We start from the raw sequence: 15,902 nt of genomic DNA, 5'->3' as shown, positions 1-15,902 counted from the left end.
CGAAAAGTGGGAACCGGTTTTCGGGGCAAGCCGAGGCAGGATCAAAGCGGGGTCAGGAGTTCTCGCTCTCGGCGAGCCAGGTCGCCAGGAAATAGGCCAGGACCAGCGCGACATAGGTGCCGATCATCGGCGTCGTCATCGGCAGGAGCCGCGGGAAGAAGAAGCCGAGCAGGAGCTGGCTGATCGCCGCCAACAGCCAGAGCACGCCCCCCCATGTGCTGGTCAGCCAGAGGCCGACGGCAGCGACAAGGTCGATCACCGCGAAATAGACGATGATCGCCTGGAAGCTGAGCAGCCTCGCTTCGAACGGCATCTCCTCGATGCCCACGCCGAAGATCACGGCCCAGGCGAGCAACCCCTTGGCCATCCAGGCCACCGAGAGCAGGCGCAGGAGCCAGACGAGCACGAGGCGCCAGCGCGTCGGCCGAGCGCGCACGCCCGCCACCGACGTCGCTTGCGCGCCGAGCATCGGCTCGCCATCGCCGCCCAAACCCATCCTCAGGATTCCAGCACAAGTTCGTCCGCGCCGAGCGGCGCGAAATAGGCCTCGATCGCAGATGGCGAGACCGCCTCCAGCGAAGCCGGCTCCCAGACCGGCGCATGGTCCTTGTCGACCACGACCGCGCGCACACCTTCATAGAAGTCATGGCCGCGCACGATGCGCGAGACGATGCGGAACTCGGTCTGCATCGCCTGGGCGAAGTCGAGAGCAGCCCCGCGCCGCATCTGCTCGAAGGCGAGCGCGATGCTGGTCGGTGATTTGGTGGCAAGCGTCTGCTGGACCTTGGCGGCGAATGCGCTGCCGCCCGCGGCGGCGGCAGCCAGCTTCGCGCCGATCGCGGCGAGGTCCGGGGCGCCGAAGCAGTCGGCGATGAGCGCCCGGTCAGCCACGAGCTTGGCCGGGCCCGGATCGGAGGCGAAGCCGGCGAGGATCTCATCGAGCGCGCCAGGCTTCGTCAACGCATCCGCCAGTTCGGCCATCCCTGCGCTCGGCACGGCGTGGGTGGCGAGGTCGAACGCCAGCGCATCGGCCGCGCCGACGCGATCGCCCGTCAGCGCCAGATAGATGCCGCTCGCACCCGGCAGTCGCGGCAGCGCGTAGGTCGCCCCGACATCGGGGAAGAAGCCGATGCCGACCTCCGGCATGGCAAAGAGATAGCGCTCGCCGGCGATGCGATGGCTGCCATGCAGCGAGATGCCGACACCGCCGCCCATGACGATGCCGTCGATCAGGGAGACATAGGGCTTTGGATAGCTCTTGATGCGGGCGTTGAGGATGTATTCCTCGCGCCAGAAGGTCAGCATCTCGGCATAGCGCCCTTCACGACCGAGGTCGTGCAGATGCCTGATATCGCCGCCGGCGGAGAAGGCCTTCTCGCTGACGCTCGTCACTACGACGCGCGTCACCTGCGGATCGCGCTCCCAGGCATCGAGCGCATGAGCGAGCTTGCGCACCATGCCGAGGCTCAGCGCGTTCAGCGCCTTGGGGCGATTGAGGACGACGACGCCGGCCGCGCCGCGCACCTCGCAGATGATCTCGGCGTCCTGCGACATGCGGCAGTCATCCCTTGCGCGTTTCGCGGCGGTTCTGGGCTGCGCCGGGCGGGCTTGTCAACGCGCAGCCGCGCCCGGTGCATCTGGGCCTTGCGGCCACCACCCTGTTTTGGAACCGTTCCGATGTGCTAAAGTCTGGTGAAATAGAACATCCCGCGATCTGCGGGGCGGAGAGAATTTCCATGGCATTCCGGGTTGTGCAGCCGTTTCCCGCTCCGCAGGCGCGGCAGGACGAGGCGTCCGCGCAAAGGACCGACTCGCTTGGGCTGACGCGGCGCATGCGGCGCAACCGCAAGGCGGATTGGTCGCGCCGGTTGGTGCGCGAGACCGTGCTGACCACCAATGACCTGATCTGGCCGCTGTTCCTGATCGATTCGTCGCAGGCGCGCAGCGCTATCGCCTGGATGCCGGGTGTCGACCGGCTCAACATCGAGGAGGCGGTGCGCCAGGCCGCTCACGCGGCAAGCCTCGGCATTCCCGCGATCGCGCCCTTCCCCTTCGTCGAGAAGAGCCTGCGCGACGCGACCGCGACCGAGGCGCTGAACACGCGCAATCTGATGTGCCGCGCCGTGCGCGCGATCAAGGCGGAGGTGCCGCAGATCGGCATCATCTGCGATGCGGCGCTCGACCCCTACACCTCCCACGGCCATGACGGCGTGATGGAGGGCGAGAGGATCCTGAACGACGCCAGCGTCCACATCCTGACGCAGCAGGCGCTGGCGCTGGCTGATGCCGGCGCCGATGTGATCGCTCCCTCCGACATGATGGATGGACGCGTCGCCGCGATCCGCGCCGCACTCGACGCCTCCGGCCATGAGGAGGTGCAGATCATGGCCTATGCGGCGAAATACGCCTCGGCCTTTTACGGCCCGTTCCGCGACGCGATCGGCACCAACGCCACATTGATCGGCGACAAGCGCACCTATCAGATGGATCCGGCCAATTCCGACGAGGCGATCGCCGAAGTCGCGCTCGATCTCGAAGAAGGCGCCGACATGGTGATGATCAAGCCAGGCCTGCCCTATCTCGACATCATCGCGAGGGTGAAGGACCATTTCCGCGTGCCGACCTTCGCCTATCAGGTGTCGGGCGAGTACGCGATGATCATGGCCGCCTCCCTGAATGGCTGGCTCGATGGCGACAAGGCGATGCTGGAGAGCCTGACGGCCTTCAAGCGCGCGGGGGCAGACGGGGTGCTGACCTATTTCGCGCCGCGGGTGGCGGAGATCCTGAAGGCCGGCGCGTAAGGCTGGGAGTGTCATCCCGTGCGCATTGCGGCGCGAAGTGCCGCGATGCAGACACGGGACCGTCACCAGAACAGGCCACCTTCTCGCCACACGGTCCCGCATCTGCGCAGCAGCACTGCGTGTCGCAGCGCGTGCGGGATGGCACCGGCAGCTGGCCTGCTCTAGGCCTTTGTTTTGATGCGTTTTCTTCACGCGAACCGGTTTCCACTTCGCTTGAAAACGCTCTAGCGTGGCGCGACATGCGCCCTTTCCTCCTGCCGATTCTGCTCGTCCCGATTCTGCTCGCCCTGGCCCTCGCCGGCTGCAGCGAGAGCTTTGACACGGACCAGCAGCGCCTCTGCCGGGAGGCGATCCCGCCGCTGAACCCGCCTGGCACGGAGATCGCGATCGACGGTACCGCCGCAGGCCCGCGCGCCAACGCGCTGCGCATCCTCTACCGGGCTCAGACCGGGAGCGGCGCTGCCCGGCGCCGCAGCATCGACTGCCTCTTCGCCGGCGAGGGCACGGGCCTGCAGCGCGGCGCCCTGATCGGCATCGCCTCCGACGGCCAGCCGATGAGCGACGCCAGCTTCTATCTGCTGCGGCGCTTTTATCTCGAGGACCGGGCCGAGCCGCCGATCGACCCCGGAGCGCCGCGCGCAGAGGATCTGCCGCAGATCGCACCCGCTTTGGCCTATGGCCTGCAGCAGGGCCTGAGCGCCCTGCCCTCGGCCGCGATCTACACGCTGCTCGCTTCGGCCTATGCGCTGATCTACGGGCTGACCGGGCGCATCATCCTGAGCTTCGGCGAGTTCGCGGCGCTGGGTGCATTGGCGAGCGTGGTCGGGGTCGCGCTGATCCTGTCATTGTCGGTGTCGACGCCGGCCTCGGGGCTCGCCATCGCCTTTGCAGTCGCGATCGCCGTCTGCGCCTTTCATGGCTTCGCCATGGGGCGCTTCATCCTGCGCCCGCTCGCACGCGCCACGGGCCAGCAGATGCTGATCGCCACGATCGGGCTTGCCATCGCGCTGTCGGAATATCTGCGGCTTGCGCAGGGGCCGGAACTGCGCTGGCTGCCACCGGTCTTCAACGAACCCTGGTCCCTGGCCAGGGCGGGCAGCTTCATCGTCACGGTAACGCCGCTGGGCCTCGTCCTGGCCGTCGTCGGCCTGGCGGCCGCGCTTGGCCTCGTGCTGCTGATCAGGCTCTCGGCCTATGGCCGGGCCTGGCGCGCGGTCTCGGACGACGCCCGCACGGCTGCCTTGTTCGGGGTCGACGCGCGCGCCGTGCACGACAAGGCGTTGATCCTGGCCTGCGCCGCCTGCGGCATCGCCGGCGTGACCGTGACCGCTGTCTATGGCGGCATGGGGTTTGCCGGCGGTTTCACCCTGGGGCTGAAGGCGCTGGTCGCGGCTATTCTCGGCGGGATCGGCTCCGTCGCGGGCGCGGCGCTCGGCGGAATTTGCATCGCGATCTTCGAGGTGGTCTGGTCCTCGACCATGCCGCTCGAACAACGCGACATCGCCGTCTACGCCCTGCTCGCCGTGGTGCTGATCCTGCGGCCCGGCGGCTTTTTCGGCGATGGTGCGCTGGCGCCACGAGATGTCTGAACGGAGCACGCGCATGACCCTGCAGGCAAAGCCGAACGAGCCCTTCGCGATCACGCCCGAAGATATAGAGGCGGCGGCAAGGCGCATCGAGGGCCATGTCCTGCGCACGCCGCTGGTGCCGGCGCCGCGCCTCTCCGAACTCACCGGCGCAACCATCCTGGTCAAGCACGAGAACATGCAGGCGACGGCCTCCTTCAAGGAGCGCGGCGCGGTCAACAAGCTGCTCAGCCTCGACGAAGACGAGACCGCGCGCGGCGTCATCGCCATGTCGGCGGGCAACCACGCCCAGGCGGTCGCCTATCATGCGCGCCGCTTCGGCATCCCGGCGACGATCGTGATGCCCGAGACGACGCCCTTGGTGAAGGTTGAGAACACGCGCTCGCATGGCGCACGCGTCGTGCTCTTCGGCGAGACGCTCTACGAATCCGCGCAAAGGGCGCGCGAACTGGCGAATGCCGAGGGCCTTGTCTTCGTCCACCCCTATGACGACCCCGCGGTGATGGCAGGCCAGGGCACGATCGCCCAGGAGATGCTCGACGACGACCCCGATCTCGACGTGCTGATCATCCCGCTCGGCGGCGGCGGGCTGATGGCGGGCAATGCGGTGGCCGCCAAGGCACTCAAGCCCGAGATCGAGCTGATCGGCGTGGAAGCGGCGCTCTACCCCTCCTTCTTCAACGCCGTGAACGCCGAGGATCTGGCGATCGGTGGCGCGACATTGGCCGAGGGCATCGCGGTCAAGACGGTGGGCGTGCAGACGCTGCCGATCGTCTCCAGCCTGGTGTCCGACATCGTCCTGGTCGGCGAGGATCTGATCGAGCGCGCCGTCAACGCCTATGCCTGCCTGCAGCACACGCTGGCCGAAGGCGCGGGCGCAGCCGGCCTCGCCGCCATGCTGAAGGAGCCGCAGCGCTATGCCGGCCGCAAGGTCGGGCTCGTGCTCTGCGGCGGCAATATCGACACCCGCCTGCTGGCGGCGATCATGGTGCGCGAATTGGAGCGCGAGGACCGCATCGTCGCCTTCCGCCTCACCACCAGCGACCGGCCGGGCCTGCTCGGCAAGGTCGCGAGCCTGCTCGGCGACCAGGGAGCCAATATCCTGGAGGTCAGCCATGGCCGGCTCTTCCTCGACGTTCCCGCCAAGGGCGTGACGCTCGACGTCACCGTGGAGACGCGCGGAGCCGCACATTCGCAGGCGATCGAAGCGATGCTGCGCGCCAACGGCTTCGCGCCGCATCGGGTTTTGCCGCGTGGTCTTGCGGAACCGGGACGCTGATCAAACATTGTGGGGAACGGCGCGGCCTTTTTCGGTTTCCCCCCGCGCCCGGAACAGGACGACCCTTTCGATGAGCGACCCGCGCTACAGCCAATCTCCGATCACGCCGATCGATCCGCGCCCGTTCCAGGACGTCAGCGGCGTGCTGAGCTCGCGGCTCTTCGCCTGGATCGGCGATATCATCATCCTGTTCTTCCTGGGCTGGCTCATCATCGTGCTGCTCGGGATCCTGGGCATCGTCACCTTTGGCGCGACCTGGCTCCTGATCCCGATCGCGACCGTCGCAACCGCGCTCGGCTATGCCGCACTGACGATCGGCGGCCCACGCCAGGCGACCTGGGGCATGCGCATGGCGGGGCTCAAGGTCGAGACCGCCAATGGCGGGCGGCCCGATGGGGTGGCCGCGGCGGTGCATGCGCTGCTGTTTTATGTCGCGGCCGGAACGGTCGCGCTGTGGCTGCTCGATATCGGCTGCGGCTTCGTGCGCGCCGACCGGCGCTTCGGGCATGACCTGCTGACGGGGCTGGTCGTCGTGCGCGGCTGAGCGCGCTTCACAGCGTTTTCGAGCGAAGTGGGCACCGGTTCGCGTGAAGAAAACGCGTTAAAACAATGATGTAGAGCAATTGAACGATCCAACTCGATCGGAAATTGCTCTAGAAGCGGTATCGTCAGAAACGGTATCGCAGGAGCCGGCCCAGTCTCGCCATGGGCGCAATCGCGCTGAAGACGCCGACCGCCAGGCGTGCCGGCCATGACATCCTGGCGATCTGCCGCGGATCGTAGCCGTCTGGATCATAGGCCATCAATTCGGTCATCAGCTTCAGGCGCGGAATCTGCGCCTCGAATTCACGCCGGTCGTCGAGCGCCCAATGCAACGTCGCGCCAGTCGCCTGGACCGAAGGCTGGTGCGCGATGAACCAGAGACCGAGCCGGCTATAGCCGTCGAAGGCCAGCTCGCCGCTCGTGACGTGCTCCGTCAATCGGCGGAGCAGGCGCGGCACCTCCTCCTCGGCGAGATAGGGCAAAAGCCCTTCGGCGAGGATCAGCGCCGGGCGGTCCGTCGGCACCGCACCGAGCCAGGCCGGGTCAGTCACCGAGGCGCCGATCAGGCTGTAGCCTTCACGAGCCGGATAGAGGCGCCGGCGCAATGCGACGACCTCGGGATAATCGACATCGAACCAGCCGATACCCGGCGGCGGGTCGATCCGGAAGATCCGGCTGTCCAGCCCGCAGCCGAGATGCAGCACGGTCGCATTGGGATAGTGCGCGATGAAATCGCGGGTCCAGCCGTCGAGGATATGTGCGCGCATCGCCACGCCGATCATCAGGTCGCGGTCGATCTTCAGCTTCGCGAAGTCATAATCGATCTTGCTGACGGCCTCTGCAGCGAAGCGGTCCTGCAGCAGGGAATCCGGCAGAAGGCTCTCTCCGGCCTTGCTGTAGAGCGTGATGAGGAGGGTTTCCTTCTCCTCGGTCAGCGTGACTTTCTCGATTGTCATCGCGATCACCTCGCGGTCAGGGCGGCCTGCACGGGGCCGAGGACAAGGATGGCCCCCTGCCAGGCACGACGCAACCATGAGGCGAGCAGAGCGGCCTCCCACCGGCGCGCTGCACATCCAGGCTGTGGATGGCCCGTGCCGGACGGCAAAATCGCTTCGCGGTCGTTCCCTGGCATGCTCTCGTATTGCAGTTCGGCATGGGGCTCATATCGGAATGGCGCAGTTCGTCGCGGCGATCGATCGCTTCATCCAGGCAAGCGTCGATGCGGCCCGCTGGCTGGCGCTGCCCCTGGTCGCGATCCTGTTCCTGCAATGGCCGCTGCGCGATCTGGTGAAGGCCTGGTCGCGCGAGGCCAATGATCTCGGGCAGTGCCTGTTTGCGCTCTATGTCGCGGTCGCCGTGACCGCAGCGACGCGCGCGGGCCGGCATCTCGCGGCCGATACGCTGGCGCATCACTTCGCGCCCAGAACGCGCGCATGCCTTGGCCGCGCGCTGGGGCTGCTTGCCCTGGCGCCCTGGGCCGTCTTCATCCTGGTAACCGGCTTCTCGGCTCTCCTCAGCACGCTGGCGCAGCTCGAAGCTTTTCCCGACACCAGCAACCCCGGCTATTTCCTGGTCAAGGCCTCCGCCTCGCTCCTGGCCCTGCTGGTGCTGCTTCAGGCCATCGCCGACATTCTGCGCGACACCCCGGCCTCCGGGGCGCAGGAGCCGTGACGCCCATCCTCGGCCTGCTCATGCTGCTCGGCGTCGCGCTTGGCGCCGTCGCCACCGGCCTGCCTGTCTGGGGCATCCTGATCGGCGTCGCCAATCTGGGTGCGGCCCTGGCCATGCTGACAGGCGCAATCGAGCCCGGCATCTTCTTTGCCCTGCCCAATCGTGTCGTCGGCCTGCTCGAATCCGACCTGCTCCAGGCATTGCCGCTCTTCGCCGCTATGGGTGCGTTGCTCAACCGGCTGCCGCTGGCCGACACGCTGTTTCGCGCGGGCCTGGGCGTATCGGGCGGCCGCCCTACCGGCGCTCCGGCGGCGGCTCTCATGCTCGGCGCCGTGCTGGGGCCGATGAACGGCTCGGTCAGCGCAAATGCGATCGCGCTCACCCGCTCGGTCGAACCGGGGCTGACGCAGCGCCATGTCAGACCAGCGGACCGGATCGCGCTGATTGCGGTCGCAAGCACGCTGGGCGTGCTGGTGCCGCCCTCGCTGGTGCTCATCCTGCTCGGCGATGCGATGATGGCCGCTCACACCATCGCGCTGAACAGCACGGGCCGTATCGCGCGGATCGTCAACACGCAGGATGTGTTTCGCGGTGCCATGCTGCCGGCCGCGCTCTTCCTGGGCGCCTGCCTCGTCATCGCGACGGTTCGCAGCCTGCGGACGCGCGGCACCAGCACGCTGCGCGAGCGCCTGAGCCTGCGCGACTGGATCACCGCCGGAGCGACGCTCTGCTTCATCGCAACGCTGCTCGCCGGCGTCGCCAGCGGCGCCTTCTACGCGGTCGAGGCGGCGGCCATGGGCGCAGTCGGGCTCTGCCTTGCCGGCTGGCTCGGCGGCGGGCTGGACGGCGCGCGCCTGCGCGGCGCACTCGACGACACCATCGCAATGACGGGCGCGTTGCTGGCCCTGCTGATCGCCGCCACGACCTTCACGCTTGTTTTCCGCATTCTTGGCAGCGACAAGCTGATCGCGTCCTGGATGAGCGCCGCCCCGGGTGGGACGCTCGGAATCGTGCTGCTTGGGCTTGGCATCATCGCGCTCGCCGCCTTCGTGCTCGACGCTTTCGAGATCATCTTCGTGCTGATCCCGATCATCATGCCGCCGATGCTGATGCGGGCCGATGACGCCGTCTGGGTCGCGGTGCTGACCCTGCTCGTGCTGCAGACGAGCTTTCTGCTGCCGCCGCTCGGCTATGCGCTGATGATGACGCGCAGCGCCGCCAGCGCCCGCGCGCCGCTAGGCGCGATAGCGAAAAGCCTCGCGCCCTTCCTGATCGCACAGATGCTGATCGTCGTGGCCGTCCTCACCTGGCCCGCGCTGACGCATCCGGGCGGATCCAGCCAGGCTGTCGCCACGCAGCCGACCGCCTCGGAGGCCGATATCCAGCAGCGCTTCCAGCAGATGATGCCGCCACCGCTCGAGGTGCCGGATCTGGGGCCGCCCAAACTCTGAGCTGAAGCGTCCCGCAACCTGGCCGAAAGGCTTGGCCCGGCCATCGGCATCCACGCGCAACGTTGCCATTTCCACCGAGCCGGACCATGATCTAGAATTCGCGGTCATCAGCAGCAGGTTCGAAGGTTCGAGACGTGACGCGCCCGTTGCGGGATGCCCCGCAATTTTACCTGACGTCGCCGACCACGTGCCCCTATTTGCCGGGGCGCGAAGAGCGCAAGGTGTTCACGCATCTCGTGGGCGCACGCGCACGCGACCTGAACGACGTGCTGAGCCAGGGCGGCTTCCGGCGCTCGCAGAGCATCGCCTATCGCCCGGCTTGCGAGACCTGCCGGGCCTGTGTCTCGGTGCGGGTCTGCGTGGACGACTTCCATCCGTCGCGCGGCTTCCGCAAGGTGGCCTCGCGCAACAGCGACCTGATCGGCCAGGTGCTGCCGCCGCAGCCGCGCTCCGAGCACTATTCCCTGTTCCGCTCCTATCTCGACGAACGCCACCCCGAAGGCGGCATGGCGACGATGTCGGCGCTCGACTTCGCGATGATGGTCGAGGACAGCCATGTCGAGACGTCGCTGATCGAGTACCGTCGACGCGGTCCCGATAGCGGCCTCACCGGCCGCGGCCAGGGCGATCTCTTCGCGATGGCGCTGACCGACACGCTGAGCGACGGGCTCTCGATGGTCTATTCGGTGTTCGACCCCAATCTGGAGGCGCGCTCGCTCGGCACCTTCATGGTGCTCGACCATATCGAGCGCGCCCGCAAGCTCGGCCTGCCTTATGTCTATCTCGGATACTGGGTCGAGGGCTCGCCCAAGATGGCCTACAAGGCGCGCTTCCTGCCGCAGGAGCGACTGACGCCATTGGGCTGGGAACGCGTCGGCTAATTCCCGGCTAAACCGATTGAAACGCATTCGCGTCGCGCGAAAAACGCGCTTGCGGCAGCCCTGCCCTGCCCGCACTCTGACGCCAACCGGTCCGGGCGACGCCATCGTCGCATGCAGAGACCAAGGCGGAGGAAACATGAGCGAAGATCTGACCCTGCGGCTCGAGCGCTGCTACACCGGCATCATCCATGACGTGATGCGCGCCATGGGACTGACCGATTTCACCTTGCCGCCGGAACTGCGCCCGCTCCTGCCCGGAACCAAGCTGGCGGGGCCCGCCTTCACCGTCGAAGGCAAGACCGGCGAGTTCGACGCGCATGAGACCCTGCTCGGCTGGACCGGCCTGCTCTCGGCCGCCAGGCCCGGCCATGTCTGGGTCTGCCAGCCCAACACCGAGGAGGTTGCGCTGATGGGCGAGCTCTCGGCCGAGACGCTGAAGAACAAGGGCGTGCGCGGCTGCGTCATCGACGGCCTCTCACGCGACACCGAATTCATGATCGAGATGGGCTTCCAGGCCTATTTCAAGGCCTATACGCCGCGCGACATCGTCGGTGTCTGGTTGCCCAAGACGATCGACGAACCGATCAAGATCGGCACAGTCTGGATCCGGCCGGGCGACTACATCCTCGGCGACCGCGACGGCGTGGTGCGGATTCCCATCGAGGTGATCGAAGAGGTTCTGGACAAGTCCGAAGCCGCGATCTCGACCGAGAACAAGGTCCGTACCGCGATCCTGGCCGGTACCGACCCGCAAGCCGCCTATCTGCAGTTCGGCAAATTCTGATGAGCGCGCCAGTTCCAGTAAGCACGCATGATCCGCGCCTGATCCTGCTCGATCCGCGCGACAACGTCTTCGTCGCGCGGATGCGGCTGCCGGCTGGCGAGGCGATCGAGACCGGCGCCGGCAAGGCAGCCCTCGACCGCGACATTCCGCTCGCCCACAAGATCGCGCGGCGGGCGATCGCGCCCGGCGAGAAGATCCTGAAATACGGCGCGCCGATCGGCGTCGCCACGGTCGCGATCGCTGCGGGTTGCCATGTCCATGTCCAGAACATGAAGAGCGACTACACGCCGACCTATCATCTGGAAGACGAACGCAAGGAAGACGAACACAAGACGGGGATGAACGCATGACCGAGCTTGCCGGCTATCTGCGCTCCGACGGGCGCAAGGGCATCCGCAACACCGTCGCGGTCGCCTATCTCGTCGAATGCGCGCACCATGTCGCCCGCGAAATCGCCCTGCCCTGGCGCGAGAACGATGTCCACGTCATCGGCTTTCCCGGCTGCTATCCCAACGCCTATGCCGAAAAGATGATGGAGCGGCTCTGCACCCACCCCAATGTCGGAGCGGTGCTGATGGTCTCGCTCGGCTGCGAGAGCTTCAACAAATATGCGCTGGAGCGCGTCGTCGCGGCCTCGGGCCGGCCGGTGAAGACGATCATCATCCAGGGCACCGGCGGCACCCGCGCCTCGATCAAGGAGGGGCGCGCCTGGGTCGAGACGCAGCGCGCCGTGCTCGACCGGCAGGAAACGGTGCCGATGGCGGTCTCCGAGCTCATCGTCGGCACGGTTTGCGGCGGCTCTGACGGCACCTCCGGCATTACCGGCAACCCGGCGGCGGGCCGGGCCTTCGACCAGCTCATCACCGAGGGGGCCGCCTGCATCTTCGAGGAGACCGGCGAACTCATCGGCTGTGAACACATCATGGCGGCGCGCGCGATCACGCCCGAGCTCGGCCAGATCCTGGAGCAGTCCGTCGCCAAGGCGGCGCGCTATTACGCGACGCTGGGCTATGGCTCCTTTGCCGCCGGCAATGCCGAGGGCGGGCTCTCGACCATCGAAGAAAAATCGATGGGCGCCTATGCCAAATCAGGCGCTTCCGCCATTTCCGGCCTGCTCAAGCCCGGCGACATCCCGCCGCGTGGCGGACTCTATCTGCTCGATGTCGTGCCCGACGGCGAGGTGCGCTTCGGCTTCCCCAACATCAACGACAATGCCGAGATCGCGGAATTGATCGCCTGCGGCGCGCATTGCGTGCTGTTCGTGACGGGGCGCGGCTCGGTCGTCGGCTCGGCGATCTCGCCGGTGGTGAAGATCTGCGCCAATCCCGAGACCTATCGGCGCATGGCGGACGACATGGATGTCGATGCCGGGCGCATTCTCGAAGGGCGAGCCGGGCTCGATCAGGTCGGCACGGAAATCCGCGATCTCGTGGTCGCATTGGGCCAGGGCGCGCGGACCAAGTCCGAGGAACTCGGGCATCAGGAATTCATCCTGACCTATAAGAGCTTCGAGCCGCTGGGCCCGTCCTGCCTGCCGACCGGCTGACAGCGCCTGCCCCTCGCCGGAGCCATTCCCGCTCCAGCTGGGTCGGGAATGGCTCCGGCCTTTCATTTTAACGCGTTTTCTTCACGCGAACCGGCGTCCACTTCGCTCGAGAACGCTCCAACCGCCGCGGCGACAGGTTTTGTTCACGCCAATATCGGGCAATTGTTGCGTGGCGGGCGCCTTGAGCCACAATGAGGCAAGCTTCGCGCAAGCTTGGCATGCTCTGGTAACGGCTTGGAGGCGTCATGCTGGACTCCGTGTACAAACTTGCTAGCGAGACCTCGGCGGAGTCGCGGCGTCGCCTGCTCCACGTGGTCACGAAGCTGTTTTTCTACGATCCTGACCCGACGGTGACGTCGAAGTATCACTATGGCGAGATCGCACTCTCGTCGCTGGGGCACATCGACCGGCGCGCACGCCAGACCTATGCTGATGAGGTCGCGGCTGAACCGAACCTGCCGCGCAGCGTCGCCAATGCCCTGGCCGGCGACTCCGATAGCGAGGTTGCGCGCCTTGTTCTGCGGCTTTCGCCGGTCCTGACCGATCGCGACCTCGCCTCCATTGCCCTGAACCAATCGCAGGAGCATCTCACCGCGATCGCCGAACGGGCGCGCTTGTCGGAAAGGGTGACCGATATCCTGGTCGAGCGCGGCGACAACGGCGTACTGAAGACGGTCGGCGGCAATGAGGGCGCGCAATTCTCCGACAACGGTTTCGACCACCTGCTGGAGCGCGGCCGCGAAGAGCCCGAGATCCACCGGACGGTCGCGATCCGTTCGGATCTTACCCAGGAGCGGGCCGAGCGCGTGATGCGCATCCTTGCCGAGCTCGGCGGTGAAGACGCGGGCGGCGCCAATGCAGATAGCGAGGCCGGCGCCGTCGCGCAGCAGGCTCGCCAGCAACGGCTCGAAGTGACCGGCCTTCTGACGGATCTGGCGGCGAAGACGCGCCTGCTGGACGACGTGCTGCTCATGCTCGCGGAGGAAGACCGCGCCTATCATCTCGCCCAGGTCATCGCCCGGGAATCCGAGATCGCGGTCGAGCACGCGCTGCGAACCCTGTTGCGCCGGGACGCCAACGGCATCGCCTTGGCCTGCCGTGCGCTGGATGTCGGCTATCCCGCCTTTGCGGCGATCCTGGCCCTGCGAGCGAGACGGTTGATGTTCGCCAACAAGCGCGTCGAGGACGATCTGCGTCACTACGCCCAGATCGACTCGGCCGCGGCCGAGCGCGGCATGCGTTTCATCCGCATGAAGGCCAAGCTCTCGGGCGACGCGCCGGGCAAGACGATCGAGATTCAAACCGATACAAGGCGGCTGGCTTAAATGCCCCCTGGAATAAAGCCAATAATTTCAATGGCTCTGTCTTGATCACCGACGCACCGTCATTCCGGGCATAGCGAAGCGGAGACCCGGAATCCATCGTAGAGTTCCGGAGCCCTCCGATGGATTCCGGATCTGCGCCGCTGACGCGGCTTGTCCGGAATGACGGCGCGGATGATGGCAGGCGATCGCCTGGATCGGCGATTGACCAAACGGATAACCCGCCTTAGCCGGTGGATATGGATGGGTTGATCGACAGGATCAGGCTGGGACGCGGCGCGGTTGCGCTGGTCCTGGCCTATGCGCTCATCCTGCAAGGCGTGCTCTATGCGATCGGGGCGGGTCTTGCCGCCTCGCCGGCCAACACGCTGACGCATGTTCTCTGCACGCCGGGCTCCACGGTAACGCAAGAGATTCCGGGCACCCCGGCTCCGACGCCCGATTGCTGCGTCATGGGCTGCGCCTCGATCGCGGGCGCACTGCCTGCACCCGATGCCATCGCCCTGCCCGCACGAATCAAGCGCTTTGCTGCGGTGGAAACGGCAGAGCGCCCCCAGAGCGCGCCGTTGCGCGCAGCGCTCCTCTACCCCCTGGGCGCACGTGCTCCACCCGTCCTGAGCTGAACCCACCCGTTCTTCTCCAGCTCAGGACCCTTGCCATGACCACCGTTTCCACGGCGGAGGCTGCGCCCATGCGCGCCGCCGACCGCGCCGCATCCTTCTATCGTGCCGTCTGGCGCTGGCATTTCTATGCCGGGCTGATGACGCTTCCCTTCCTCATCCTGCTCGCGGTGACGGGCGGGCTCTATCTCTTCCACCATGATCTCGACAGGCTGATCCATCGCGATCTGAAACAGGTCGAGCGGCGGGCGGAGGCGCCTCGAAAGCCGAGCGAGATCCTCGCCAGCGCGCTCGCAGCGATCCCGGGGCGAGCGGTGAAATACGCCGCGCCCGAAACCGACCGCGCCTCGGCCGAGGTGACGATCCGTGATGCCACGGGTGCGCGACAGGTCGCCTATGTCGACCCATACGATGCCCGCGTGCTCGGCACGCTCAGCGACCGGGGGACCGTGATGTGGGTGGTGCGGCAGCTGCACAGCCTGGCCTATTTCGGGCCAGTCGCGAATGGCGTGATCGAGATCGTCGGCGGCTGGTCGATCCTGCTGGTCGCGACCGGCATCTATCTGTGGTGGCCGCGCAGGGGCGGCGGAGGCGTGATCACGGTACGGGGACAGCCGCGCCAGCGCGTGTTCTGGCGCGATCTGCATGCGGTGACCGGCATTTTCGCCGGGGTCTTCGTCGTCTTTCTCGCGATCTCAGGCATGCCCTGGTCGGTGTTCTGGGGCGCCAAGGTCAATGAATGGGCCAATGGCAACAATTTCGGCTATCCGGCCGGCGTGCGTGTCGCAGTGCCGATGTCGGACGATCACCTGCGTCAGCATGGCCCGACGGCCTGGTCGCTCGAACAGGCGAAGCTGCCGGAATCGAACGCAAATCCCGGGCAGGCGATTGGCCTCGACGCCGCCATTGCGCGCTTCGATGCGCTCCACCTCGCATCGGGATATGCCGTGAACCTGCCGGCCGGTCCGAAGGGCGTCTATACCGGCTCGGTCTATCCCGACGACCTCTCGCGCCAACGCGTGGTCCATCTCGACCAGTATAGCGGCGAGCCGCTGATCGATATGGGCTACGCCGATTACGGCCCCTTCGGCAAGGCACTCGAATGGGGCATCAACGTCCATATGGGCCAGGAATTCGGGCTGGCCAACCAGCTCCTGATGCTCGCCGCCTGCGTCGCGATCATCCTGCTGTCGGCCTCGGCGGGCGTGATGTGGTGGAAGCGCCGCCCTGCAGGGCGCCTCGGCGTGCCGCCGCTGCCGGCCCGGCCGGGAACGCTCTACGGTGTCTTCGCCATCCTGGCGATCGGCGGCGCGCTCTTCCCGCTCGTCGGCGCATCGCTGATCGTGATGCTGATCCTCGATCGCGTGCCCTCGAGGGCAATAACAACTTAAGATTGCAAAACAGCTCTTCTCGCGATC

The 15,902-nt window shown here is 66.8% G+C and carries 16 protein-coding genes; 13 read left to right on the top strand and 3 right to left on the bottom strand.

Features of this window, described 5'->3' with window-relative positions; translation table 11 throughout:
- Window positions 1-52: 52 nt before the first annotated feature.
- Both BMZ97_RS01040 and BMZ97_RS01035 read right to left on the bottom strand, forming a co-directional pair.
- Window positions 53-496 carry a DUF6163 family protein gene (locus BMZ97_RS01040; RefSeq protein ID WP_092164603.1) on the bottom strand — a complete coding sequence of 148 codons (444 nt, stop codon included), beginning with the start codon at window positions 494-496 and terminating at the stop codon, window positions 53-55.
- A 2-nt stretch (window positions 497-498) separates the two neighbouring features.
- Window positions 499-1,554 carry an enoyl-CoA hydratase/isomerase family protein gene (locus BMZ97_RS01035; RefSeq protein WP_092164601.1) on the bottom strand — a complete coding sequence of 352 codons (1,056 nt, stop codon included), beginning with the start codon at window positions 1,552-1,554 and terminating at the stop codon, window positions 499-501.
- Between the two features lie 278 nt (window positions 1,555-1,832).
- Between BMZ97_RS01035 and hemB the strand changes: the two genes are divergently transcribed.
- From hemB to BMZ97_RS01015, 4 genes are all read left to right on the top strand, one after another.
- Window positions 1,833-2,801, top strand: a complete 969-nt coding sequence (gene hemB, locus BMZ97_RS01030) for a porphobilinogen synthase (protein ID WP_244546250.1) — start codon at window positions 1,833-1,835, stop codon at window positions 2,799-2,801.
- 239 nt (window positions 2,802-3,040) lie between these two features.
- The gene (locus tag BMZ97_RS01025) at window positions 3,041-4,390 is read left to right on the top strand and encodes a branched-chain amino acid ABC transporter permease (RefSeq protein WP_092164599.1); all 1,350 of its coding nucleotides are present in this window, start codon (window positions 3,041-3,043) and stop codon (window positions 4,388-4,390) included.
- Window positions 4,391-4,403: 13 nt separating this feature from the next.
- Window positions 4,404-5,666 (top strand): threonine ammonia-lyase, encoded by a 1,263-nt coding sequence (locus tag BMZ97_RS01020; protein WP_092164598.1) that lies wholly within the window; start codon window positions 4,404-4,406, stop codon window positions 5,664-5,666.
- Between the two features lie 70 nt (window positions 5,667-5,736).
- Complete coding sequence (locus BMZ97_RS01015) at window positions 5,737-6,210, top strand: RDD family protein (protein ID WP_092164597.1); 474 nt, start codon at window positions 5,737-5,739, stop codon at window positions 6,208-6,210.
- Window positions 6,211-6,334: 124 nt separating this feature from the next.
- Here BMZ97_RS01015 and BMZ97_RS01010 read toward each other — a convergent pair whose 3' ends face one another.
- A complete protein-coding gene (locus BMZ97_RS01010) occupies window positions 6,335-7,165 on the bottom strand; it encodes a class I SAM-dependent methyltransferase (RefSeq protein WP_092166458.1) in 831 nt (276 codons plus the stop codon).
- A 214-nt stretch (window positions 7,166-7,379) separates the two neighbouring features.
- On the opposite strand from BMZ97_RS01010, the gene BMZ97_RS01005 reads away from it, so the two are divergent.
- From BMZ97_RS01005 to BMZ97_RS00965, 9 genes are all read left to right on the top strand, one after another.
- The gene (locus BMZ97_RS01005; protein ID WP_092164596.1) at window positions 7,380-7,880 is read left to right on the top strand and encodes a TRAP transporter small permease subunit; all 501 of its coding nucleotides are present in this window, start codon (window positions 7,380-7,382) and stop codon (window positions 7,878-7,880) included.
- Complete coding sequence (locus BMZ97_RS01000; RefSeq protein ID WP_092164595.1) at window positions 7,877-9,331, top strand: TRAP transporter large permease subunit; 1,455 nt, start codon at window positions 7,877-7,879, stop codon at window positions 9,329-9,331. The genes BMZ97_RS01005 and BMZ97_RS01000 overlap by 4 nt, the downstream gene beginning before the upstream one ends.
- 134 nt (window positions 9,332-9,465) lie before the next feature.
- Entirely contained in the window at window positions 9,466-10,212 is a 747-nt protein-coding gene (locus BMZ97_RS00995; protein ID WP_092164594.1) for an arginyltransferase, read from the top strand.
- Between the two features lie 136 nt (window positions 10,213-10,348).
- On the top strand, window positions 10,349-10,996 hold the full coding sequence (locus tag BMZ97_RS00990) for an RraA family protein (RefSeq protein ID WP_092164593.1): 648 nt from the start codon (window positions 10,349-10,351) through the stop codon (window positions 10,994-10,996).
- The gene (locus tag BMZ97_RS00985) at window positions 10,996-11,346 is read left to right on the top strand and encodes a UxaA family hydrolase (RefSeq protein WP_092164585.1); all 351 of its coding nucleotides are present in this window, start codon (window positions 10,996-10,998) and stop codon (window positions 11,344-11,346) included. The genes BMZ97_RS00990 and BMZ97_RS00985 overlap by 1 nt, the downstream gene beginning before the upstream one ends.
- A complete protein-coding gene (locus tag BMZ97_RS00980) occupies window positions 11,343-12,542 on the top strand; it encodes a UxaA family hydrolase (protein ID WP_092164583.1) in 1,200 nt (399 codons plus the stop codon). Before BMZ97_RS00985 ends, BMZ97_RS00980 begins: the two co-directional genes overlap by 4 nt.
- A gap of 245 nt (window positions 12,543-12,787) precedes the next feature.
- The gene (locus tag BMZ97_RS00975) at window positions 12,788-13,867 is read left to right on the top strand and encodes a DUF2336 domain-containing protein (protein ID WP_092164581.1); all 1,080 of its coding nucleotides are present in this window, start codon (window positions 12,788-12,790) and stop codon (window positions 13,865-13,867) included.
- Between the two features lie 236 nt (window positions 13,868-14,103).
- A complete protein-coding gene (locus tag BMZ97_RS00970) occupies window positions 14,104-14,487 on the top strand; it encodes a hypothetical protein (protein WP_092164579.1) in 384 nt (127 codons plus the stop codon).
- Window positions 14,488-14,522: 35 nt separating this feature from the next.
- Window positions 14,523-15,875, top strand: coding sequence for a PepSY-associated TM helix domain-containing protein (locus BMZ97_RS00965; RefSeq protein ID WP_092164577.1), 1,353 nt, complete (start codon window positions 14,523-14,525; stop codon window positions 15,873-15,875).
- Window positions 15,876-15,902: the final 27 nt, after the last annotated feature.

This window comes from Allobosea sp. OK403, from assembly GCF_900113835.1.
Lineage (GTDB): Bacteria > Pseudomonadota > Alphaproteobacteria > Rhizobiales > Beijerinckiaceae > Allobosea.
Note: the sequence above shows the minus strand (reverse complement) of the source record. Positions and strands in the feature narration are given on the sequence as shown.